Here is an 18,370-nt window from a genome sequence, read left to right as displayed (position 1 = left end):
GCAAAAAAAACCCGGAAATGGTGCCCTGCCCTGAGCTCACCTAGAGTAATTTCAAAGCCATCCGGGATGGGACTGTCTTATGAACATCACTGACAATTCACGATCAGCCCTGGCCAGTCTGCTGAGCTGGACATTTCGCTCCAGCAAACGCGCCGGCACCATGATGAACCGGCTGGTCAGATGGATAGACCCCACCCCCCGTATGCGCACCCTGGAACAGGGCGGCATTCCATTCAAGAAACTCCATGAACGATTCACGGCCCTGCGCAACTCCGAACAGGCCGTGAACTCGCTGATCTCCCATAACAAAAGCCTGATGAACCAGAAAAATCGCCTTGCCACCCAGGTATTTCATCTGCTGAAAACCGGTCAGCGTTTTGAAGCCCGCTTGTTGATGGAGAAATTCCTGGAACAAAACGTCGACACCGAAGCTGTTGGTGAAGCACGCTACAGGGCACCTATTGACGACAAGGAAATCCTGGAAAAAGTTCTGGACACTCCTCAAACCAATGCCAGATACGGTCGAGACCTTGTAGACCTGGCCACGCTTGAGCTGGAACGGGCATTCGATGACCTGTCCACGGATGAAAGCCATTACGAGGCATCTGACGACGTCCTGTTTGATGGCTGGACTGACCTTTACCAGCAGGCGGAACAGGAAGCGGCACAAATGGTCACTGTGGGCATCAATGACCTATGTCCAGTGGTTATCCAGCTTTCCGGTGAAGGCAAGCATTTGCAGGCCCGTAAGCTGACAGAAAAGGTTCTCAGGCATATGGAAGGCAATAACCCGGATCAGATCCATACATTTCTGATGGGTAAACTCAGGGATCCAAGAACCCAGAGATACAGCGCCGATGATGCCCTGCAAAAGGCGACAGATAATATAACCCTTGCCTTCCAGCACTGGAAAGATGGTACACCCTACCCGGAACTGGATCCTGACAATTATGACTCTGCCCCCTGAATGACAGCCTCTGAACATGTATACTCGGCTCTGAAATTCCCTTACCAGAAATATAACCGGGCCTGATGCCGAGCAGAGAATGAACAGGGACAAACGCCAGCAAATTTTTGAACGCCTCCGTGAAGATAACCCCAATCCACAGACAGAACTGGAATACAGCACCCCTTTTGAGCTGCTGATAGCGGTACTGCTGTCCGCTCAGGCTACGGATGTTGGTGTGAATAAAGCCACTCGCAAACTCTACCCTGTAGCCAACACTCCCCAAGCCATCCTTGATCTCGGGATTGACGGGCTGAAGTCGTATATTAAAACCATCGGCCTGTTTAATACCAAGGCCGAGAATGTAATGAAGACCTGCTCCATTCTGGAGGAGAAATATAATGGCGAAATCCCGGAAACCCGGGAAGAACTGGAAGCTCTCCCCGGCGTTGGCCGCAAGACAGCCAACGTGGTTTTAAATACCGCATTCCGGAAAGTGGCCATGGCTGTAGACACTCATATTTTCCGTGTATCCAACCGCACAGGCATTGCCCCGGGAAAGAATGTTCTGGAGGTGGAGAAACGGCTGATCCGGCTGGTGCCGCAAGAGTTTCTGCTGGATGCCCACCACTGGCTGATTCTGCACGGACGCTATGTGTGCAAAGCCCGCAAGCCCCTGTGTGGTTCCTGCCGTATTGAAGATCTTTGTGAATTTAAAGAGAAGGACAAATACTGCTGAAAAATATAATCCGGCAGGGCACATCGTGAATGAATCCGAAATAAAGAAGGATACGTATCTTCACGAAAAACCGGGGTATTCCATATTTACCATGACCATGCTGATAAAAGCCTTCTTTACCAGAACAAACTTGAGGAAAAATCTACCGTTCATATTGGTGGCATGTTTGCTCTCTCTGGCTTCATCCCTGAGAGCCGCACCCTCCGCCGATCTCTGGTCGTTCTGGGAACCCCATAGTGCCTCCAGCACACTGATTATTGATCACAACGCCTGGAACAGTTTTTTAAAAGAGCATGTTAAAGAAGACGACAAAACCGGCATGTTTCTAGTGAATTACCAGGCCGTCTCCCCAGCAGCCCGGAAAAATCTAGATAACTATATTCAAACACTTGCCAGCAAAGATCCCAGACGCTTCAATAGAAACGAGCAGTTTGCCTACTGGGTCAACCTCTATAACGCCCTGACCGTGCAACTGATTCTGGAGAACTATCCCACCGATTCCATCCGCTCCATCGGCAGTTTCTTTGGTTTTGGTCCCTGGGATAACGAAATTATCACTATCGCAGGTCAGGAACTCAGTCTGAATGATATTGAACATCGGATTCTGCGCCCCATCTGGAAAGATGCCCGTATTCACTACGCGGTCAATTGTGCCAGCCTGGGTTGCCCAGACCTTCTGCCCCAGGCCTGGACGGGGGACAATCACCAGCAACTGCTTGAACAGGCCTCTAGCCGTTATATCAACCAGAAAAAAGGCATAGAGCTGAAAGGCGACACTCTGCATCTGTCAAAAATATACAGCTGGTATAGGGAAGATTTTGGCAATCAGCAGCAACTGATTGCCCATCTGGCAAAATATGCCGAAACCTCTTTGGCCAACCAATTAAAAGAGTTTCAACGCAACTCCCAGAGTTCTGTCAGCTATCAATATGACTGGGGGTTAAACGATTCCCGGCAGGAAGGATTCTAAGAAGACAGGAACAAGGTTACCAGGGACACAGGGTATTCTGCTCTATTGCCATTCCTGTCCTCTTGGTTATCATTTGCGCAGATAAATACCTGAACAAAATATGATAACTATATGAGGTCGGAGTCTTGTCTCTGCAGTCCCGTGTGTTACAGCTGAAAGCCAGCCGTACCTTTGAATTTTTTGTCGTCTCCATCATTGTGCTTTCGGCAGTACTGATCGGTGCACGTACCTTTTCCCTTGACCCTGTCTGGCTGGAAGTCCTGAAAAGCCTGGATTTTATCGTTACAATTTTCTTTGTGATTGAACTGGGCTTCCGGTTCTGGGGGGAAGAAAACAAGAAACGCTTTTTCCATGATCCCTGGAACCTGTTTGACACAATTATTGTTGTTGTCAGCCTGGTGCCCATTGAAAACTCGGAAGTGGCCATACTTGGTCGCCTGATCCGGATTTTCCGGGTATTGAGGATGGTTTCCATTATTCCCGAACTCCGGATTCTGCTGAACTCCCTGATCAAAGCCTTGCCCCAGCTAGGCTATGTGCTGATGCTGATGTTTATCATCTTCTATATCTATGCAGCTATCGGCAGTACCTTCTTCGCGTCTATCAATCCCGATCTCTGGGGGGATATCGCCATTTCCCTGCTGACCCTGTTCCGGGTGATGACCTTTGAGGACTGGACCGATGTCATGTACGAAACCATGGCCGTTTACCCCATGAGCTGGGTTTTCTATCTCACCTTTATTTTCTTCACAGCCTTTGCTTTTCTTAATATGGTGATCGGTATTGTTGTCAATGTGTTGGAAGCGGAAACCAAAAAGGCAGAAAAGCTGGTCAAGAGCGATGAAATGCTGGCCGTAGAACGCCTTGAAGGTGAAATCCGCTTACTCAGGGAAGCCCTTATACACAGGCCGCCATATACTGAACATAATGTTCAGACGCAGCCAGAAAGCAGTACAGGTAATACAGATAACATAAGAAGAAAAAGCAGGGATTCTTTGAAGGACGTACAGGCAGAAGCGTAAAGTTTCTTCATAAAAACTACGTCATAAAAACTTCACACACTTGTCATAGTTGAGCCTTTCTTTTTGATTCAGAGCTTTCTGATTCAGGGCAAGTCAGCGTAGCCGATACATTCTGATGCACTACAGCATCATGACCTGGTATTGGAGATTTTATGCGCTGGCTAATGCTCTCTTTCCCCCACCGGATTTTCCATTCCCTGGCGCGATACTTCCCACTCCTGTTAACAGCTCTTTTCTTTGTACAGATTTCCGACATCTCCCTGGCGGTTACCAGCGCATCACCCGAATCTGTGCAGACCTACCGGGTCGCTATACTGGACCGCTTCTTTCCTCCCGCCGAAGGTTTTGTCACAGAAGAACAGCGAACCCATCATCTGGCCCTGTACGGCATGGTGGATATTGATGACGATGACCAGGAAGAACCTTTCTACCACGGTGACCTTGTGCGTATGCTGGCGGCCCACCGGAATATTAATTTTATTAATTACCCCATCCGGGATAACCGGGCACCTATGGCTGAAATCCTCAGCAATCTGCGCAAAATCAATACCCGTATGGAACTGCAGAAACTGGATGCCCTGGTACTGTCCTGGGAGTCCTCAACCCTGATCAGCATATTTGAACAACCTTTGCGCAAAGAGAATGCTGAACGCTACAAAGAGCAGATCAGGGAAATGGGTAAACAGTCTCCGGTGTGGCGGGATACCTGGCATATTATCCAGGAACTGGAAGCACTGGCAGCCAAAGGCGTAACGGTTTACACCATTGCCGGCAATGGTGGCCGGGGCATGATCAATACCTTTTCCTTTGCTCTGGGAGTCACCACCGTTGGTGCCATAGAACAGGAACTGGAACACTTTGTGGCCAACAATGTTTTTGTCGATACCTATGCCCGCGCCGCCTACCAGCTAACGCGTATTGATAACAGCCAGGGCCAGCCCCTCGGTTATGATCTGGATGGAGACAAATGCGTGGATATTCCCTTGTACCAGCTGACCAGCCATCTGAACAACCAGAAGCAAGAGTATCCAGGTACTTTCTGGAAAGTTTTACGGGGTTCTTCTTTTGCGGCACCTGCGGCCCTGAAAATGGCGCTGTTTCAGGGCCGCCAGGAGCCCTGTCAGCTCTAAACAGGGTTAGTAGATTTACTACCCTCCGGGCCAGAAAGACTCCACAAAGTCACACTTTTACCCTTCCTGGTGCCCGGCTGCGGAGCAAATTGCGTCTGGGGCTTTATCAACACTGTCCGCAGCTGGGTATTCAACCAAACCATCTCCTGATTGTTTTGAAAATGCTTATATTTCTGAACAATAATACCTGCGATTTCCTGGCAGGTAAGAGGGTTGTCGGCTTCGGCCAGGGCCTGGAAAATCATGGTTGTCAGGGGTGTATGTGCAAGAAGCTGGTTCCGGTTATAAATACACTGGAGCTGCTTGGCGTAATGTTCCGCTAACTCCAGACCAATAGAACTGAATGTCCAGATACCCTGCGCCTGAATATATTGAAACCAGAGCGATTTGTTTAATTCTTGCTTAAGACTTTGCTTGTTCAATCTCTTCAATACAGTATTGCCATAATAGGGGAAATACAGACCCAGTCTGTAATAAATCCAGTCAAGGCTAGCCGTACAGTCAGATTCATTAACCAGAACCATGGTAATAATAAATGCCGCCCTGTATGGAGGTGGCGCAAAAATATTACCCCGATCAAGGATCATACGACCATGCTTTGTTGTCACAACCAGACCTTCCTTCTTTTGCTCAACAACAAATGAATTTTTCTTGACAGGGGTTTTCTCAGGAAAGGGAGCTGCCTGATGACCTGAAGGGGAATTCAGAAAAATATCAGGGTCTGCAAGGCAGTAAACGTTCTGCACCTGAAGCGAGTTCATATAATACTTCTCTTCTGAGGCGCTCAATCTTAACGTCGCCTGTTGAAGGTTCACTGAACCAGGGTCTGAAGATTTGAGCAAATCCTCAGATCCGACAGGAGACAGCGACCTTCCATTTAAAGTCACCGGATCATCTGCTTTCATTAGTTTTTCGGGAGGCAGATATATCTCTGAACGTTCAGATTGAGTACGACGCATAACACATCCATCCAGATTTCTTCTTGAAACCGTAGAACCCCGATACCAGATAAAATTCCGGAAGAACAATCAGTACAGCAAACCAGACGGTTACCGGTTTACGCTTTCTCCTTTTCCGTATCCGTGTCTTTAGTCTGCCCCGGCAGGGTTCTTCTGGCCTGCAGGCAGACCATATCAATAAGGCTGATAGCTTTTTCCACCCCTTGGGACGCAAGGTCAGACAAGCCGGGGAAATGGATATAACCATGGGGCAGCTTGGATTCGTGGTGGGCCACCACAGCCACACCAGCGGAACGGAGTAAACGGGCATAGGCGATACCCTGGTCCCTCAGAGGGTCATATTCCGCCGTAACAATAACCGCAGGCGGCATCTGGGCCAGAACATCTGCGGACGTGCGGGCCGGGGAAACCTCTGGCAATGCTCTCTGCTGCGGGTCAGGCACATAAGCGTCGATAAACTTTGCCATCATCGGACTGGTAAGAAGCAGACTATGGCAGTAGGTTACCCAGGAATCGCTGGTGTTGTCCGTAGTATCCACCACCGGATAGAGCAACCACTGCCAGGCAGGCATAACTGCAGGACGTACAGACAGCCCTGGGCGTACAGCCTGCTGACACAGCATGGTCGCCAGATAACCACCTGCGCTGTCACCGCCGACTCCCAGATGTCGCAGCTCTTTATTCAGGGCCTGCCACTGGCTGGCAACATGATTCCATGCCCGCACGGCATCGTCCGCGCCACAGGGATAGGTGTGTTCCGGTGCCCGCCGGTAGTGAACAGCCACCACAGTCATACAACGCTTTTTCGCGATCCGCTGGCAGAAACGGTCATGGGTGTAAAGATCACCAAGCATCATGCCGCCACCATGGAAGAACACCAGCCCCTGCTCGGCACCACTCACAGGCTGGTACCAGCGTAATGTCACATTCTCGTCTATCTGTTCTTCCCATACTGAGAGTCCCTGTTCCCGGGGAAGGTTCCACAATGATGTGCTTAAGCGGTAAGATCGTCGAAGTTTGACGTGAGTCTGCTGCTCAGGGCTGGGAAAACGCTCTAAAAAGCTCATCAGTTTGCGAATATCCCTGTCCATTCCCAGCCAGGCAGAATGAGGAGAGTGCAGACTTACAATGGCCCGTGCCAATCCTGATTTTAAAGCTTCAAACATGTATCCCCCCGCTGGACATCTGATGAAAAACGCCCAATATGTTTTATTTATAAGCTTTTACTATCTTTTATATCACTATAAAATTTGATCTCCAATCGCTACTTTTTTGCCTGGCAATCATCAACGTCCAGCTCAACCACTTTCCTCTTTTTTCTCCCGTTTTATCAAACACCATGCAATTAACTCTTACCACTCCCGCTCTGTTTTTCCCCGCCATTTCCCTGTTGTTTCTCTCCTACACCAATAAGTTTCTTGCTCTTGCGTCCTTAATTCGCAGCCTGCACCGGGAATTTCAGACCAACCCACATAACCCTCGCCTCCCTGATCAGATCAGCAACCTGAGGCGACGCCTGATGTTGATCAAGTCCATGCAGGGTATGGGCATTATCAGTTTCATTTTGTGCGTGCTTGATATGTTCCTGCTTTACCTGGAACTGGAATCGGCGGCTGTACTGATTTTCGGGGCCAGCCTGCTGTTTCTGCTGGTATCCCTGTTATTCTGCGCCCTGGAGATTCATATTTCCACCGCCGCGCTGGATATGCAGATGCATGATATGGAGTAGTTTTTAAGACTAAAAAAAGGGCTTTGGGGACAGGCTGACAGCCTGCCCCCAGGGACAGATTCAGTGACTGATAATCAGCTTATAGTTACAGGAGACATCATCATCCCCATAAATGGATGACAGGGCCTGGAACGCGTCAAGAACGGCGTTCAGTTCATCGGGAGAAAGAGACAGATCCTTCACATCCACCAGAGGCTTCTCCTCCGAAGCCACCGAGTGATCGGCATCATCAAACAGGTACATGGCCCACCCTATCTGGTACATGCCCTCCGTTTCCTTCTCCAGCACACCCACATAAATACGGGCATGGCTACATTGAACCGCCGCGAACATCTCCGGAAAATAAGTCAGCAGAAGCTGAGTGTTGTTCATGAGTGAAATCCCTTAAGCGCTTATCATTTCGTTATTACAACTCTAATAATTCCAAGATTTTGTACGAATTCCAAACAGTATGGAGCAGAAAAGTCACTGGAAGCAAACTCAGAACCCAGCCCCGCCTATTCTTCTGGTATCATTCCCGCAAAACAGAACCAGAAAAACAGCCCATGTCCGTACCGTCTTCTACCCTTTCTCCCACCCTTGAACTGGCCTGTGAGCTGATCTCCCGTCCGTCAGTTACGCCGGAAGATGCCGGCTGCCAGCAGCTGCTCGCTGATCGGCTCGGCAAATTTGGCTTTAAAGCTGAGCATATGCGCTACAGCGACCATCATGGCGATACCGACAACCTCTGGTTGCGTAGAGGGGACTCCGGCCCCCTGTTTGTCTTTGCCGGCCATACCGATGTAGTCCCTTCTGGACCGGAAGATGAGTGGCAGTTCCCCCCTTTTGAACCCACTCTCCATAAAGGCTTCCTCTGCGGTCGTGGCGCGGCAGATATGAAAGGCAGTATTGCCGCTATCATTACCGCTATTGAAGCCTTTATTGAAGCTAACCCGAACCACCCCGGCTCTATCGCCCTGCTGATTACCAGCGATGAAGAAGGCCCCGCCACCTGCGGCACCGTAAAAGTGGTTGAGGCCCTTGAATCCCGTTCAGAGAAAATTGACTGGTGCCTGGTGGGCGAACCCTCCAGTACCCACAAAGTGGGAGATGTCATTAAGAATGGTCGCCGTGGCTCCCTGGGGGCGAAACTGTCAATCAAAGGCATCCAGGGCCATGTTGCCTATCCCCATCTTGCCGAAAACCCGGTGTATACCTCGGCACCGGCCATCAGCGAACTGGCCACAACGGAGTGGGACAAAGGTAATGAGTTCTTTCCTCCCACCAGCTTCCAGATTTCCAATATCAATGCCGGTACCGGTGCCACTAACGTGATTCCCGGGGCCGTGGATATTGTCTGCAATTTCCGGTTCTCCACAGTACAGACCGATGCCGGCCTGCGCCAGAAATTCGAAGAGCTGCTGGACCGCCATGGCCTGAAATACTCAATAAAATGGAACCTGAGTGGCCAGCCCTTCCTCACAGCCAAAGGGGAACTGGTGGAAGCCACGGTCAAGGCCATTCGCACGGTATGTGGCTACGAAACCGAGCTGTCCACCGCCGGCGGCACCTCCGATGGCCGGTTTATCGCCCCAACCGGGGCCCAGGTTCTGGAACTCGGCCCCTGCAACGACACTATCCATAAGGTTAATGAACGGGTAAAAGCGGAAGAACTGGATACCCTGTCAGAGATTTACCAACAAATACTGGTGAACCTTCTGTGCCAGAGCAAAGCCTGACCTTTAAATAAACACCAGGTCGCCGATAGCTAAGGAAGACGTTATCGGAGTGACCTGTGAAAAAGTCCGCCGCCCTACTCGCCTCTCTTTGTCTGTTGGCTTCCAGCAGTTACCTGATATTTCAGAAAACAGATGAAGTTGACTTTGTCCTCCAGTTGCCGTCGCCAACAGCGGGCCGGTCTGACCCTGCGTTTAATGTGATTGCCACGCCAGAAATGGACCGGTTAGCCGTCGCCCTGCTCAGCGGACTGCCGGAAAATACCAGCCGGAATATGGAGAATGTGGGGTATCTGTATTGGGATGAAGAAACAGCCTCTATCAAGGCATCAGAACCCAAAGGCGTCAGAACCAGATCCCGCAACAATGTTGCCTACGCATCATTCACCGTTCCCCGAAACCTGGATGTAGCTGCGGTTTACCATGACCACTTTCGCAACACTGTGCCAGGACCCGGCCAGGGGGATGCCGGGCCGGTTTACCAGGGTATGGTGAGCTACCTGCGAGACAGCCGGGGCAATATTTTCAAGATTGAATATTCAGAACAGTGGAAAACTGAACAGAATAACCACAACGGCTGGAAACTGTTGACTCTTCTGGGCAACCAGCTCAAGCGTCAGAGCCAGTGGAAACCGGGCCTTATTCTTCCATTGTTTCCTGGACAGTCTCAGCCTTAGGCTCATCCACCGCCTGCAGAGCGTAAACATAACCGTAAAAATCCCGCTTATCCGCCAGTTCATGGAGATGATTCAGTCCCATATCCTCAAGAGTTATTACTTCCGCATCGTCATAAATCACTGGCTTCCCCTGCTCAAACCTGACCACAAGATAATGCGCCCTTTCTCTTCCTGTTCTTCCGGTCGGCCTGTGGCAGATGACACTGGCGACCCTGTATTTTCGGCATACAGGCTGACAATCGATATTCAGTGAAACACTGTCGTCTTCAAGCGGGCAGGAAGGAATAACAACCCCATCTTCCACGCTGTGGAACAGACTCTTTCCATCCTCTGCCCGGGGTATGGTTTTTCCTGAAGTGTAATCCACGGAAAACAGTTTCATATGCAGCAGCAGTTTCCCAGGCATCTGCTGCCCCCGGTGCAGAAAGAGCAGCTGTTTCTCATCCACCGTACCCAGCAGAGCCTGTTGCCTTATAACATCCAGCCTTTTCCTTTTGCGGGTGCTGCCTTCCGGCCATAACCCCGCCTGTTTCAGTTCTTCATCACTCCAGCCATACCTGTTGTGCTCACTGAGCTGCTCGCTGCGAAGAAAACTGTCGATACAACTTTGCAGTGTCTGCCCCGGCCCTTCCGGCACAGCCAGGGAAATAATAGCGGTACATTCATTCTGCCCGACAGGTTTACACAGCCGTTCTCTACCACCTTTTTTCAGCCTGACTACACTGGCCTGAATCAGAGTACGCTCCCTGTCATTTTCTAATACGAGAGTGTCACAGATATCAGCGACAAACTCATGGGCATCCTGATCCTCTTTTGGCCTGGATATCTGCTCCGGATCAGGCGAGGGTTTGCTTTTAAAAATTTTCCTGGGTATAGCTCTGCCGGTGTCCCAGCCGAAACGGTGATAACTGGAGAAAAACGCTCGCTGTCGCAGAGTTATTACCCCTGCATCCGTTTCTCCAACTGACAGAGCGCGGCACAAAGCCCGGGTTCTGGCCTGTAATGTCTTAAGACTTCCCTCATATTCACCCTCACATGAATCCTGCTCGTCGCCGGAACAGCCGCTATAAAGATGCCCCCCCAGCAGCTGCAAACCACTGTTGATAAAGCAGGTATGAAGACCTTTATTTTCCAGTCCCGATGCTTTGGGTTTACGTTTAGCTTTGGGTTTCTTTTCCTGAACAGACCTTTGCCTTAAAACCCTGGGCTCCGGCTTATCATCACAAGACTTGTTTACCTCCGGCTCTTCTTCTGCTCCTTTAGTAGCAGAGACAGTAGCAGGGATATTTTTGTCTGAAATTGGGACTGTTCCACACCCGATATCAAGTCGCAGTCGTTTACTTTCAGGTGGAGAGAACCAACTATCTTTTTTCCTCGCTGCAGACCAGGTGGTTTCAGAAGAGCAAACATCAATACAGGGCGATTCACTTTTCCAGGCCATGACTGTAACTCTGGAAATAACAGGCACTAACAACTTCCCTCCGAAATAAAACTCTGGCGGACAGGAGCAGGCCCTTGCCTCAGAAACTGGCTTCCCTTTCCCCCCAGTGGGTGGAGTCATTGACCTGGAAGGGGTCGCAGGCATAATCGGAAACCGGTAATCCATTATGATCTGAAGCCATTCTGGTTATGTCAGTGTTATCTCGCTCAGACAACAGCCGGGAAGAACTGTGAAGAAAACAGTCATTATCCATAACAGCTGCGTCAAAATCAGAGAATGTCCCATATTCAGCCACGACATCAAAGTCCTCACTCCGCACACGGATAATAACTTATCGCCCGACCATACATATCCCAAGTGGGAGCAGGATAAACAATCCTGATAGGAAAAATGCCCTTTATCTGTGAAAACCAAAGAGGCTTTGTCCGCTTCATCCTTCTTATCAATAAGAACAAGCCACCTCTACCCCGGAAAAGGATTTCCCCTTGATATCAAATACTCTTTGCCGGATATTCTCCCTCACCATGCGGCATGAGGCTAAACTTGTTAACGCTGTAATGCGAAATATTCGGGTTAAAGGCATGTCTCTAAAGTCTTAAAGACCTGAGCAACCACAGGCGCTAAAAAAGGAGCCGGGAGATGCTCTGCGGTTACCACTCCTTATACAGACTTACCATTCTCGTTCTATTGTCCTCCCAACCTGCCTCTGCCGGTATACGTATGCTGGATTATCTGGGCAATGAAATTGCTTTTGATGATCGCCCCCTCCTTATCTCGACATGGCAACAGGTACAGTTTCTTTATACAGACAGAATGATGCAAAAGCCGGAATTTGCCATCGGCTTTATTGATTATGCCGCCCTTGACTCCACACTGGCGGGAAAGCCTTTTCTGAGCGTGGCAGAAAATGAGTCTATTGCACGATCTCAAAGGTTTTTAGCGCTACTGAGAAGAAGTGGCGAAGGGCTGAATTTTAATGGAAGGATCATTATCGATGCTCATGGTTCACCTTCAGGCAACATATCTTTTGAAATGGGCCCCCCCTCAATGGTGCATACCGAGCTGGGAGGACGCCCTTTGAATCCCGGTACCGTTGATGCCGATACTGCAAATGATGTGGGATTGACAATATCCAGCTTTCTTTCAGGCAGTAAAGTGAAAGCCAGCCAGGTTGATCTTTTCATCTGCTGCAGACAAAGCACAGAAGTCATTCAAGGTTTCTATGAGGCGTTGACAGAGGAGGTTAGCAATATAGAAGTGATCGGTTTCAGTTCGGTTGTCTATATGGACAAACCTTTCGGCCGTTTGAGAAGGAAACTTGACTTCTCTATAAAAGGAAAAGACGGCAAAGACTACAGCATACCCATCGAAGATTTTTTTGTTCAAGGAAAACTCCCTGAGGCACCACAGGCAAAGGAACAGATTATAAAAAAAACCTCTGGAACCCCCGCGGAGATCCCTCCCGTTTTAATCCCGGAACCACAAACAGGCAAATGTACAATCCAGTAATAAATCCTGTTGTCTTATGGAAAGTTTGAGGTTCGCCCCTGTCCCTGTAAACTAGCGGGTTTCCCCTAGCTGTAACTGTTTCGATAATGCCATCCCTCTTACGCTGCCCAAATTGCCGACAGCCCCTAACAGCCCTTGAAAAAGGTGCCGAATGCGCCAGTGGCCACGGGTTTGACCGTGCCAGACAGGGCTATCTCAACCTGCTCCCCGGCCACAAGAAGCGCAGCGCCAACCCCGGCGATAACCCAGAGATGGTACGGGCCCGCAGCCGGTTTCTGGATACCGGGCTTTACCAGGCACCCGTGACAGCGCTAGAACAAGCGGCTCAGGAATGCCTTGAAGGTATAGAGACCCCCTGTATCGTGGACGCGGGCTGCGGGGAAGGTTATTACACCCACAGACTGGCCCGGCTACTGCCACAGGCAGACATAACCGGTTTTGATATTTCCCGCCCGGCGATTCAGGCCTGCTGCCGTCGTACCAAGGACATTCAGTGGCTGGTAGCCAGTGTCGCGGACATTCCCCTGCTGGATAACAACACAGACCTGATTATCAGTATTTTTTCCCGTATCGACTGGCAGGAGTTCGCCCGGCTGCTGAAACCCGGCGGCCATGTCCTGGTTCTGGGGCCGGGGCCAGACCATCTGCTGGAACTGCGCCAGAAAATTTACGACAATATACGCCCTTATCCGGAAGATAAACTGCTGGCACAGTTACCGTACGACTTTCGCCTGGCCGAACAAAAAACGGTATCTGATGTTTTATCTGTCGAAGGCTCGCAAACCATTATGGATCTTCTGGCGATGACCCCGCACTTCTGGCACATTAACCCCGGACAACAGGGCCGGCTGGAGCAACTTAACAGCCTGAGCTGCCGGCTAGATATACGCCTGTACTCGTTTACCTATATTCCCTCCCACAAAACCAAGGATCTATGAGGTTTTCCATGGATACAGAGCACAATTCCCACACAGACATCGAAATTTATGTCAAAGGGCAGACTCTGGAGACGCTTCTGGAATGGCTGGATTCCTGCTTCGACAGCTGCACTGAACCGGACACCCATGGCCGCAGTCACTCCCTGGAAGTCAACCTGGAAAACGCCTCTATTCCGGTGAATATCGTTGAGAATGCCTCCGGTAAAGCCTGGACCAGTCTCTGGTTCAACTCCCCAGCCACTCCCTGGAGTACAGACGCGGAATGCGCCCGGAATGCCCACGGTTACCTGAAATGTCAGATTCGCTGCAACGCATCCCTGTGGCTCGAAGGAGCGGGTAATATGGATGAGTGGCTGCAGGTGGCCGAAGATGGTTCCGAGAAGCTGATCGACTGGCCTTCCTGAACGACCTGCCAGAGTGCTCTTCCTAGAGTAATGGCAGATTTATGCCCCTGAATTCTACACACTGGGTCAATTCCCGGTGCCCAGGAAGGTGTTAGAATGCCTGACTGTTTTTATAATCCTGTTACATAACTTTAATGACGCGTGATGCGTCAGACCTGAATCAATAAGCATGGACAATACCGTCAGTATCAGCCGATATCTTTTTAACTTTCTGCGCCGCCTGATGTTCCTGTGGGTCAGGACATCCGTACAGGGGTCGCTGCCTCAACTGCCCGATAACGAAAAGGACGACCGCAAACCGCTGCTCTATGTTCTGCGCACCCGTTCGCTGTCCGACCTGCTGGTTCTGGACCGGGAGTGTCGTAAAGCCGGTCTGCCCAGTCCTTACCAACAGCTAAAGGGCAAGGACATTGATGAGCCACACGCCTATTTCTTTCTGGCCCGGCCGGAAGGGCTGATTATTCAGCGGGAAAGAATGTTTATCTCTCCCCGCCTGACCCGGGTGACCGAAGCCATCAGTAAAAACAAGGACACTGACGCACAGATTGTGCCGGTCAGTATTTTCTGGGGACGCCGGCCAGACAAGGAACAGTCAGCGTTCAAGCTGCTGTTCGCCTGGAACTACAATGTCGGCAGTCGCTTCAAGAAATTCCTGGCGGTGATTTTCCATGGCCGCCAGACCCTTGTTCACTTTAACCAGCCTATGTCCCTGCGGGAACTGGTCGACGAAGGCCAGGACGACGCCCGCACTCTACGCAAGATCAACCGCATCCTGCGGGTACACTTCCGTCAACTGCACACCACCGTTAACGGACCGGACCTTTCCCACCGGCGTACCCTGGTGGACAGTCTGGTGGATTCGGACGTGATCCGCCGGGCCATAGAAAAGGAGATGGCTGACCATAATATCAGCCAGGAGAAGGCCCACCAGCGGGCCCATAAGTACGCCAATGAGATAGCCTCTGACTACTCATACCCCGTCGTGAGGTTTATGGATATGCTGCTGTCCTGGTTCTGGAATAAAATATACGACGGAGTAGAGATCAATCACCTTGAGCAGGTACGGGACCTGGCTAAAGACCATGAGATTGTTTACCTGCCCTGCCACCGCAGCCATATCGATTATCTCCTGCTCTCCTATGTGCTCTATTACAAAGGGCTGCAGATTCCCCATATCGCTGCGGGCATTAACCTGAATATGCCGGTTGTCGGCTCTATTCTTCGCCGTAGTGGCGCGTTCTTTATCCGCCGCAGTTTTAAGGGCAACCCCCTGTATACCTCGGTGTTCCATGAGTACCTGCATATCCTGTTTACCCGGGGTGTCCATACAAAGTTTTTTGTGGAAGGCGGACGCTCCCGCACCGGCCGGACCCTGAAACCAAAAACCGGCATGCTCTCCATTATGCTGCGCAGCTATCTCCGCAGCCACAACAAGCCCATCGCCCTGGTTCCGGTGTATGTGGGCTATGAAAAGGTTCTGGAATCCAGCACCTATATGGGCGAACTGCGGGGCAAGCAGAAGAAGAAAGAGTCTCCCCTGGATATATTCCGCACGGTCTCGGCCCTGAAAGAGAACTTTGGACACGCCTATGTTAACTTCGGTGAGCCCATTCGCCTGAATGACTTCCTGAATCAGCTCCAGCCCGACTGGCAGGAACAGAAATACGACCAGGACTTCCGTCCGGAGTGGCTCCGAGACGTAACCGACCAGCTCAGCACTCGGGTGGCCACCCATATCAACAACGCTTCGGCCATTAACTCCGTCAATATGGTAGCGATGGTGTTGTTGAATACGCCACGTCAGGCGTTGGGGGAAGAAGAACTGGTACTGCTGCTGAATGCCATCAACACCCTGATGGCCCGTGTACCCTACGGCAGCTATATCACCCGTTCCGATGTCGACGGCCAGGCCATGGTGCAACAGGTTGAAGCTCTGAAGATGGTTGAACGGAAGTCCGACAGCCTGGGTGACATCATCTGCCTGGATGAACGCAACTCCGTACTGATGACCTACTACCGGAACAACATTCTGCACCTGCTGGCGATTCCGTCACTCATCTGCCGCCTGTTCTCCCTGACCCACCAGCTGACCCACCGGGAAATCCTGGCATGCTGCACTACTTTCTATCCCTATATCAAGGCGGAATTATTCCTGCGCTGGGAGGAAAAGGAGCTGGAAGGTATCGTTGACCAGTGGCTGAAAGCCCTGACCGAAACCGGCCTGCTGGCCCATCACAATGATGAATTTACCCGCCCTGATTCGGGCAGCACCGAATTTATCACCCTGACCATTCTTTCCCGGGCTATCCAGCAACCCCTGGAACGCTTCTTTGTGGTGATCAGCCTGCTGCTGCGTAACGGTTCCGGCACCGTTGATGCCGAAGAGCTGGAGAAGCAGAGCCGGGATATGGCTCAGCGCCTGTCTGTACTGCACGGTTTGAATTCTCCGGAATTCTTTGACAAAACCCTGTTCCGACACTTTATTGGAGAATTGCAGGATCACTCTCTGCTGGAAATTGATCAGGAAGGCCGACTGACGTTTGGTGATAAAGTCTCCCGCATGGCGGAAGATTCACGCCGTTTGCTTCCCAGCGAAATACGCCACAGTATTCGCCAGGTCACCTGGAACAAGGCACCGGATTCAAACGCCGATAACCGGGCTGCAGAACAAGGGACACAATAAAAGACTGTGGGAATCAGAAGTTACAGAAAACCTCTGATTCCCGGGAACAATAACGGACAGAGACAGTCAATGCCGCAGTAGCCTTTGAAACAAGGAGACTGTAAAGCATGACACAACGAATCATCTGCAAAGCCTGTTGATATTTTGTAATTGACTCAGTGGCCTCAGCAGGAGTTTTCATGACGGTTTCTGTTCATTGCTGTTCCAACCCACTGATACATCTGTTCTTCCGCATAGCATCAGGCTCACAGATGCTGGTTATTATTATCCTGCTCTCTTTCAGCTCAGCCACTTTGTGGTCCAGAGATACCCTGTCCGCAGACAGCGAAGTTCTGTCCCGGTCGGAACAGCTGCGCCCCCTTCATAACCTTCATCAGCTGAACCTGCAGCTCTTTGCCGAGCTGAGATTTATCCAGAACGGGTATCAATACCTGTCTGCACAAACCCCTGCCAGCGAGACAAAACGCTATAACGAAAACCTCAGGCAACTGCAACAGCTTCAGGAATTTGCCCAGGGGCTGAACCATATCATCACGGAAGATATGGAAAATAGCCTCAATGAAATCCAGGCCCGTCATGAAATATTGAAACAACAATACATTGAGGAAAACAGTTATGGACTCCCCATCAGCACTTACGGAGCAATAGCTGTTGCTGCTTACGGACTCTGGAAGCTGTTTACCTGGCATCCGGTCAAAGGCTCCTTAACCCTGGTGGCAGCTACCGCCATAGTCCAGCTTGCCAGCACCCTGCAAAGCCATACAAAGGAACGCCTGCGGGCAGATATGCGAATGGCGAATGTCCAAATGGGTGATCTGAAAAATCAGATAAAAGTCCATGTCCTCTACCAGTCACGCCTGCGGGAAGCTCTGGAACTGGGCCACAGACGCATTATGGACAACCTGGCCATAGAGCAGGAAGCGACCCTGGTCGAACCGGAACACCCGGAATGCACAACCAGGGCTTGCCCCACTGATGTCAGCTTTGTTATTCCCTTATACAATATCCGCCATAATGTGCAGATGATGACCGAGCAGATCACGCCTTTGCTGGAACAATTAAACGATGGCAGTGTATTCCAGATCAGCTTCTCTCCCTATGCTTTGCCAGACATCCAGCACAGAACCTACCAGCTAAGCCGCAGTGGGGAGGAATTTCATCTTTATCTTCCCGGAACCAGGGAAGAAGACAGAAACATGCCCTGCTACATCGCTCTGAACAGCATCCGGGCCACCCTCAGATACCTGAACAAACTGGCAAGCTTTACCAATGCCCAGGCATTTGGTGTTATGAGTTTCACACTGGGCACATGACACAAGTCAGAACACCTTTCTGTAAAACTGCCCATGCTGCCAGGGTCACTAACCCCAGTGTCAGCCCATATCCCCACGTGAAAGGTATGATTGCCGTCTTTCGGACGAAATTATTGAGAAAGCTTATGATAAGTAAATCAGTACCTGCATTTCCTGATACAGGATTATTTACAGCACTATTCTCCTGCATAAACC

The 18,370-nt window shown here is 50.6% G+C and carries 18 protein-coding genes; 13 read left to right on the top strand and 5 right to left on the bottom strand.

Going from position 1 to position 18,370, the window contains the following annotated elements:
* Positions 1-79: 79 nt before the first annotated feature.
* From ACY2RQ_RS17640 to ACY2RQ_RS17620, 5 genes are all read left to right on the top strand, one after another.
* Complete coding sequence (locus ACY2RQ_RS17640; RefSeq protein ID WP_490114315.1) at positions 80-967, top strand: hypothetical protein; 888 nt, start codon at positions 80-82, stop codon at positions 965-967.
* Positions 968-1,046: 79 nt separating this feature from the next.
* Positions 1,047-1,685, top strand: a complete 639-nt coding sequence (gene nth, locus ACY2RQ_RS17635) for an endonuclease III (RefSeq protein WP_490114314.1) — start codon at positions 1,047-1,049, stop codon at positions 1,683-1,685.
* 25 nt (positions 1,686-1,710) lie between these two features.
* Entirely contained in the window at positions 1,711-2,655 is a 945-nt protein-coding gene (locus ACY2RQ_RS17630) for a DUF547 domain-containing protein (protein ID WP_490114313.1), read from the top strand.
* Between the two features lie 125 nt (positions 2,656-2,780).
* Positions 2,781-3,677 carry an ion transporter gene (locus ACY2RQ_RS17625; protein ID WP_490114312.1) on the top strand — a complete coding sequence of 299 codons (897 nt, stop codon included), beginning with the start codon at positions 2,781-2,783 and terminating at the stop codon, positions 3,675-3,677.
* 152 nt (positions 3,678-3,829) lie between these two features.
* Entirely contained in the window at positions 3,830-4,807 is a 978-nt protein-coding gene (locus ACY2RQ_RS17620; RefSeq protein WP_490114311.1) for a hypothetical protein, read from the top strand.
* Here the strand turns inward: ACY2RQ_RS17620 and ACY2RQ_RS17615 are convergent.
* Together ACY2RQ_RS17615 and ACY2RQ_RS17610 are read right to left on the bottom strand one after the other, a co-directional pair.
* Positions 4,804-5,766, bottom strand: a complete 963-nt coding sequence (locus tag ACY2RQ_RS17615) for a hypothetical protein (RefSeq protein WP_490114310.1) — start codon at positions 5,764-5,766, stop codon at positions 4,804-4,806. The two genes, ACY2RQ_RS17620 and ACY2RQ_RS17615, sit on opposite strands and share 4 nt — an antisense overlap.
* A gap of 98 nt (positions 5,767-5,864) precedes the next feature.
* Positions 5,865-6,932 carry an alpha/beta hydrolase gene (locus tag ACY2RQ_RS17610; RefSeq protein WP_490114309.1) on the bottom strand — a complete coding sequence of 356 codons (1,068 nt, stop codon included), beginning with the start codon at positions 6,930-6,932 and terminating at the stop codon, positions 5,865-5,867.
* Positions 6,933-7,105: 173 nt separating this feature from the next.
* On the opposite strand from ACY2RQ_RS17610, the gene ACY2RQ_RS17605 reads away from it, so the two are divergent.
* Positions 7,106-7,495, top strand: a complete 390-nt coding sequence (locus tag ACY2RQ_RS17605) for a DUF2721 domain-containing protein (protein ID WP_490114308.1) — start codon at positions 7,106-7,108, stop codon at positions 7,493-7,495.
* Positions 7,496-7,555: 60 nt separating this feature from the next.
* On the opposite strand, the gene ACY2RQ_RS17600 is transcribed toward ACY2RQ_RS17605, so the two are convergent.
* Positions 7,556-7,867, bottom strand: coding sequence for a hypothetical protein (locus ACY2RQ_RS17600; RefSeq protein WP_490114307.1), 312 nt, complete (start codon positions 7,865-7,867; stop codon positions 7,556-7,558).
* A 173-nt stretch (positions 7,868-8,040) separates the two neighbouring features.
* Between ACY2RQ_RS17600 and dapE the strand changes: the two genes are divergently transcribed.
* Together dapE and ACY2RQ_RS17590 are read left to right on the top strand one after the other, a co-directional pair.
* Positions 8,041-9,213, top strand: a complete 1,173-nt coding sequence (gene dapE / locus ACY2RQ_RS17595; protein ID WP_490114306.1) for a succinyl-diaminopimelate desuccinylase — start codon at positions 8,041-8,043, stop codon at positions 9,211-9,213.
* Between the two features lie 56 nt (positions 9,214-9,269).
* On the top strand, positions 9,270-9,887 hold the full coding sequence (locus tag ACY2RQ_RS17590; RefSeq protein ID WP_490114305.1) for a hypothetical protein: 618 nt from the start codon (positions 9,270-9,272) through the stop codon (positions 9,885-9,887).
* Here the strand turns inward: ACY2RQ_RS17590 and ACY2RQ_RS17585 are convergent.
* Together ACY2RQ_RS17585 and ACY2RQ_RS17580 are read right to left on the bottom strand one after the other, a co-directional pair.
* Entirely contained in the window at positions 9,850-11,328 is a 1,479-nt protein-coding gene (locus ACY2RQ_RS17585) for a ubiquitin carboxyl-terminal hydrolase (protein WP_490114304.1), read from the bottom strand. The two genes, ACY2RQ_RS17590 and ACY2RQ_RS17585, sit on opposite strands and share 38 nt — an antisense overlap.
* A 79-nt stretch (positions 11,329-11,407) precedes the next feature.
* On the bottom strand, positions 11,408-11,623 hold the full coding sequence (locus ACY2RQ_RS17580; protein WP_490114303.1) for a hypothetical protein: 216 nt from the start codon (positions 11,621-11,623) through the stop codon (positions 11,408-11,410).
* A gap of 425 nt (positions 11,624-12,048) precedes the next feature.
* On the opposite strand from ACY2RQ_RS17580, the gene ACY2RQ_RS17575 reads away from it, so the two are divergent.
* The 5 genes from ACY2RQ_RS17575 to ACY2RQ_RS17555 all read left to right on the top strand — a co-directional run bounded on the left by ACY2RQ_RS17575 (position 12,049) and on the right by ACY2RQ_RS17555 (position 18,175).
* Positions 12,049-12,837: a hypothetical protein gene (locus ACY2RQ_RS17575; RefSeq protein WP_490114302.1), complete on the top strand. Its 789-nt coding sequence runs from the start codon at positions 12,049-12,051 to the stop codon at positions 12,835-12,837.
* 86 nt (positions 12,838-12,923) lie between these two features.
* On the top strand, positions 12,924-13,775 hold the full coding sequence (locus ACY2RQ_RS17570) for a putative RNA methyltransferase (RefSeq protein WP_490114301.1): 852 nt from the start codon (positions 12,924-12,926) through the stop codon (positions 13,773-13,775).
* An 8-nt stretch (positions 13,776-13,783) separates the two neighbouring features.
* A complete protein-coding gene (locus ACY2RQ_RS17565) occupies positions 13,784-14,179 on the top strand; it encodes a hypothetical protein (protein ID WP_490114300.1) in 396 nt (131 codons plus the stop codon).
* A gap of 169 nt (positions 14,180-14,348) precedes the next feature.
* Positions 14,349-16,862 carry a glycerol-3-phosphate 1-O-acyltransferase PlsB gene (gene plsB / locus ACY2RQ_RS17560; RefSeq protein WP_490114299.1) on the top strand — a complete coding sequence of 838 codons (2,514 nt, stop codon included), beginning with the start codon at positions 14,349-14,351 and terminating at the stop codon, positions 16,860-16,862.
* Positions 16,863-17,041: 179 nt separating this feature from the next.
* Positions 17,042-18,175 carry a hypothetical protein gene (locus tag ACY2RQ_RS17555; RefSeq protein WP_490114298.1) on the top strand — a complete coding sequence of 378 codons (1,134 nt, stop codon included), beginning with the start codon at positions 17,042-17,044 and terminating at the stop codon, positions 18,173-18,175.
* Positions 18,176-18,370: the final 195 nt, after the last annotated feature.

Source organism: Parendozoicomonas sp. 209JJ7-1, assembly GCF_058147085.1.
The sequence above is the reverse complement of the archived record's forward strand: the minus strand, read 5'-3'. Positions and strand labels throughout refer to the sequence as shown.

Excerpts from the sequence above, each read along its gene's own strand:
- ACY2RQ_RS17640 (WP_490114315.1), top strand. The coding sequence starts at position 80 with ATGAACATCACTGACAATTCACGATCAGCCCTGGCCAGTCTGCTGAGC.
- ACY2RQ_RS17620 (WP_490114311.1), top strand. The coding sequence starts at position 3,830 with ATGCGCTGGCTAATGCTCTCTTTCCCCCACCGGATTTTCCATTCCCTG.
- ACY2RQ_RS17555 (WP_490114298.1), top strand. The coding sequence starts at position 17,042 with ATGACGGTTTCTGTTCATTGCTGTTCCAACCCACTGATACATCTGTTC.
- ACY2RQ_RS17610 (WP_490114309.1), bottom strand. The coding sequence starts at position 6,932 with ATGTTTGAAGCTTTAAAATCAGGATTGGCACGGGCCATTGTAAGTCTG.
- plsB (WP_490114299.1), top strand. The coding sequence starts at position 14,349 with ATGGACAATACCGTCAGTATCAGCCGATATCTTTTTAACTTTCTGCGC.
- nth (WP_490114314.1), top strand. The coding sequence starts at position 1,047 with ATGAACAGGGACAAACGCCAGCAAATTTTTGAACGCCTCCGTGAAGAT.
- ACY2RQ_RS17585 (WP_490114304.1), bottom strand. The coding sequence starts at position 11,328 with ATGGCCTGGAAAAGTGAATCGCCCTGTATTGATGTTTGCTCTTCTGAA.
- ACY2RQ_RS17605 (WP_490114308.1), top strand. The coding sequence starts at position 7,106 with ATGCAATTAACTCTTACCACTCCCGCTCTGTTTTTCCCCGCCATTTCC.
- dapE (WP_490114306.1), top strand. The coding sequence starts at position 8,041 with ATGTCCGTACCGTCTTCTACCCTTTCTCCCACCCTTGAACTGGCCTGT.
- ACY2RQ_RS17565 (WP_490114300.1), top strand. The coding sequence starts at position 13,784 with ATGGATACAGAGCACAATTCCCACACAGACATCGAAATTTATGTCAAA.
- ACY2RQ_RS17615 (WP_490114310.1), bottom strand. The coding sequence starts at position 5,766 with ATGCGTCGTACTCAATCTGAACGTTCAGAGATATATCTGCCTCCCGAA.
- ACY2RQ_RS17575 (WP_490114302.1), top strand. The coding sequence starts at position 12,049 with ATGCTGGATTATCTGGGCAATGAAATTGCTTTTGATGATCGCCCCCTC.
- ACY2RQ_RS17600 (WP_490114307.1), bottom strand. The coding sequence starts at position 7,867 with ATGAACAACACTCAGCTTCTGCTGACTTATTTTCCGGAGATGTTCGCG.
- ACY2RQ_RS17570 (WP_490114301.1), top strand. The coding sequence starts at position 12,924 with ATGCCATCCCTCTTACGCTGCCCAAATTGCCGACAGCCCCTAACAGCC.